We start from the raw sequence: 3,720 nt of genomic DNA on the forward strand, positions 1-3,720 counted from the left end.
TATTCAGAAAACATTTGAAAACGTTCTGGCCGCAGAGTTGTGGCATCTTGACACTGAAGCGCTTGTATCGACACTAGCAGGAATGCTGGAAATACCAACTATCGTTGGTGTTACAATTGTCAGCACCGATGGGGAAAATATTGCAGCCGGAGGAATTGTGGACAGGGCTGGCGAGTCAGGTGATGTGGGCCTCCAAGTAAACCTTTTGGGCCTGAAATCAGACGCAGTTACTATTCCTCATGAAAAAAAGTATAAATTTAGTTTGTTCCAGCACTCGTTTCCAATCTTTTACACCTATGAAAGCGAAACGAAGCGCCTGGGGGAGGTTACACTTTTTTCAAATACCACAGTGATTTTTCAGAGAGTCAAGCTTCAATTTTTTCTGCTGGTGTTCAATGCTGTTATTAAGACGGTGGCCTTGTGGTTTATCTTTCTCTGGTTTTCAAATAGACTGATACGAAAACCTCTCACCGAGTTAGCCACGGCAACCCAAAAAATTAGTCTGGATAACCTCTCTTCAGCTAAAGTTGATATCGGGTCGTCTGCGCGTGATGAGTTAAAGGTTGTCGAAGAGTCTTTTAATCAGATGATTGACACCTTGTGTCTCGCACTGGTTGAACGGGAAAAAAATGAAGAAGAGAAACTACAGCTGGAAGAACAACTGCGGCAGGCTTATAAAATGGAGGCGATGGGTACGCTGGCCGGCGGCATAGCTCATGACTTTAATAATATCCTCTTTGCAATAATTGGGTTTTCAAATTTGGCCATTGATCAGATCCCCAAAGACAATCCTGCCCGAGAGATGCTGGAGAAAGTTTTGCAGGGTGGTTACCGTGCCCGCGATCTGGTGAAACAGATTCTCGCTTTCAGCCGTAAATCTAAGCAGGATAGGGTTCCTATGCAGATCTCTGTGATGATTAAGGAGGCATTAAAGCTTCTTCGGGCTACGCTTCCAACTACCATTGAGATTCAACGGAAAATCGATACAGATTGTGGTGTTATCCTGGCAGACCCGACCCAGATTCATCAAATAATTATGAACCTGTGTACGAACGCCAAGCATGCGATGGATGAAAAAAACGGGTGGAGTTGAAAAATGTCACTCTTAAAAAGGAAGATTTGCTTGCTGAGCCCTCCATGAACCCAGGTGAGTATCTTATGCTTTCGGTAAAAGATACGGGTGAAGGGATTAAGCCTGAGGTCTTGCCGCATATTTTCGATCCCTATTTTACGACTAAAGATATAGATAAAGGCTCGGGTATGGGACTTGCCGTTGTGCATGGGATAGTGCGGAGTCATGAAGGGATGATTGAGGTTGAGAGCACTCCGGGGGTTGGCTCGGAGTTTCGAGTTTATTTCCCGGTTGTTCAGGCGGATTCGTCACAAAGAACGCAAATCATCCCCCCACTTATGACTGGCCATGAAAGGATTCTTGTTGTTGATGACGAAATGAGTATTGTTGAGGTTTTGAAAAAGATACTTGAAGGGCTGGGGTACACAGTTACAACGATGACAAACAGCGTTGAAGCACTTGGTTTATTTGAAAAACAGCCGGAGGCTTTTGATCTGATTGTAACGGATCAGACCATGCCATGTATGACAGGAAATGAGCTTGCCCAGAAGGTTGCGGCTATCCGCCCTGATATACCGGTGGTTCTATGTACTGGTTATAGTTCTAAGGTTAATGCAGATACCGCCAAGGCGTACGGAGTTTCATCATTTTTGATGAAACCTGCTTCTCATCATGAGCTTGCCATGATTGTTCGGCAGGTTTTAGATGGAAAAACTAATAAGAAATAAAGGGTTTTTGTGAAATGAGACACTTTGTCGATTTCAAAAGAGGCCTGCGGTGGAGTAACAGTATGAAAATATCAAGATTCACTTTTTTTTGTGTTGTTCTATTGCTTCTCGTATCGTGTTCCAGCGAAGAAGCGGTAAAGCAGAAGGTTTTGGCCAAAGTTAATAATTATGAAATTTATCTTGACGATTTCAGGTCTCAATTAGCCGAAGAAGTGGAATATGAAACAGACTATAAGCTAACAGAAAAAAGCAAACGGGAATTTTTAAATGATCTAATTCGTAAGGAACTTCTCATTCAAGAGGCAAAACGAATGGATCTTGACCGTGAAGATGAATTCGTCAAGACTATTGAACGTTATTGGGAATCAACGCTGGTACGTAATCTCATCGCCATCAGGAGTGCAGAAATTTCCAAGAAAATTCTGGTGAGCGAAGAAGAGATTGAGGGCAGGATTCAACAAATGAGGTCAGGCAGGTCCGAAGAACAGGTCGAAATTAGTTCTATGCGACCAGAGATTGAGCGAGAGATACGTGAAGCAAAGAAAAGTGCTGCTTTGCAGGAGTGGATTGAGCAACTGCAGGAGAGTGCGAAACTGGAAATCGACAGTGAGTTACTAAAAGAAAACTAACGGATTACAAATATGAGCGATAAAACACGATATGTGCGAAGACAGTACTTCATTAAGAAAGGCTTTCAAGCAAACTTTATTCTGAAGTTCTGCCTACTGGTAATGGTGGGTTCAGGCCTTTCCATCGGACTTATTTTTTTCCTTTCGCGTGAGACGCTCACATCTTCCTATAATAACTCAAGACTAATTATTGAAAGCACCGCTTCGGCTATGTTGCCGGCGGTCTTGCTGTCTAACCTGATTGTTTTTGGTTTGGTTTCGGTTGGTGTGATTATTGTAACTCTTTTTATCTCACATAAAATTGCCGGGCCATTGTACCGGCTTGAACAAGGCTTAAAGGCCGTGATTGCCGGCGACATTGGGCACCAGATTCAGTTTCGGAAAAAAGATCAGGTGGGGATTCTGGCTGACACCTTTAATGAGATGACGGCCGGTTTGTATCAAAAGGCAGTCTTGGTTCAAAACGAAGTGACTGCTCTTCATGAGAAGGCAGTGAGTCTTGATGCCAGCGATGAGCTGCTAGCTGGCATACGGCGTATCCAGGAGGAAATTGCCGAGCAGTTAGGTGCGTAGTTCCTGTTTAATTATTCAGCCTGACGAGCCTTGCATCTTCTTAAAGTGAACCGCATAATAGACAAAATATCGGCTGTGTTGGCAGTTGTGTTGCTGGTTTTCGTATGTGATACAGCCTCAGGCGCAGAGTTGCAGTCAACCTGGCTTACACTTGAAACTCATTACACCCGCGTGTTTTTTCAAACAGAAAGTGATGTCCGAATATTCAATGAAAAAATTCATTTTAAAAGGGCAGCGGCTGGCTTAAGCACGTTTTTTTCTGCCAAAAAGGGTAGTGGCGCAGCGGGAGAGTTGGCCCTGAAAATGGACGGTCTGTTTGGTCGAGTTCAGGAAATTCTTGATATGAGAAAGGCAATGGAAAAGGTCTCAATTAAGGTTTACTCAGACAAGAGTAAGCTTCAAGCTGCTTATAATAAGTTTCACAGCGGTCAATGCAGGATCAGGGCCTGGTATGTGTTTGAAGAAAATAGTGTGTATGTGTCAGCTGCTGATGTGAACGCCGGAATGCTCGGCCATGAGCTGGCACATGCCATTATTGATCATTTTCTGCAGGTTAAACCACCGAAGGCAACGGCAGAGATTTTAGCTCGGTACGTTGACCGCCATATTGATTAAATTTTCGGATCGGTAAATTTAGAAAACAGTCAGCCGTTTGGCGGTGTCCGCACAGCCATGAGGCGGATCTCAGTCATATCTTCTATGGCATAACGGATACCTT

General features: G+C 43.8%; 5 protein-coding genes. All 5 read left to right on the top strand.

The annotated features are described in order from the left end of the window. Positions 1 to 1,093: HAMP domain-containing protein (locus tag HQK80_15945; protein MBF0223685.1), on the top strand; the 1,093-nt coding region annotated here is incomplete at its 5' end. Further along, complete coding sequence (locus tag HQK80_15950) at positions 1,084 to 1,800, top strand: response regulator (GenBank protein ID MBF0223686.1); 717 nt, start codon at positions 1,084 to 1,086, stop codon at positions 1,798 to 1,800. The genes HQK80_15945 and HQK80_15950, both read left to right, overlap by 10 nt. 62 nt (positions 1,801 to 1,862) lie before the next feature. Next, complete coding sequence (locus HQK80_15955) at positions 1,863 to 2,429, top strand: SurA N-terminal domain-containing protein (GenBank protein MBF0223687.1); 567 nt, start codon at positions 1,863 to 1,865, stop codon at positions 2,427 to 2,429. A gap of 12 nt (positions 2,430 to 2,441) precedes the next feature. After that, positions 2,442 to 3,002, top strand: a complete 561-nt coding sequence (locus HQK80_15960; protein ID MBF0223688.1) for a methyl-accepting chemotaxis protein — start codon at positions 2,442 to 2,444, stop codon at positions 3,000 to 3,002. Positions 3,003 to 3,047: 45 nt separating this feature from the next. Then, complete coding sequence (locus HQK80_15965; protein MBF0223689.1) at positions 3,048 to 3,617, top strand: hypothetical protein; 570 nt, start codon at positions 3,048 to 3,050, stop codon at positions 3,615 to 3,617. Positions 3,618 to 3,720: the final 103 nt, after the last annotated feature.

This window comes from Desulfobulbaceae bacterium (genome assembly GCA_015231515.1).
Lineage (GTDB): Bacteria > Desulfobacterota > Desulfobulbia > Desulfobulbales > VMSU01 > JADGBM01.

Bases quoted from the DNA above. Each gene is read 5' to 3' on its own strand.
- HQK80_15960 (MBF0223688.1), top strand. From the start codon at position 2,442: ATGAGCGATAAAACACGATATGTGCGAAGACAGTACTTCATTAAGAAA.
- HQK80_15955 (MBF0223687.1), top strand. From the start codon at position 1,863: ATGAAAATATCAAGATTCACTTTTTTTTGTGTTGTTCTATTGCTTCTC.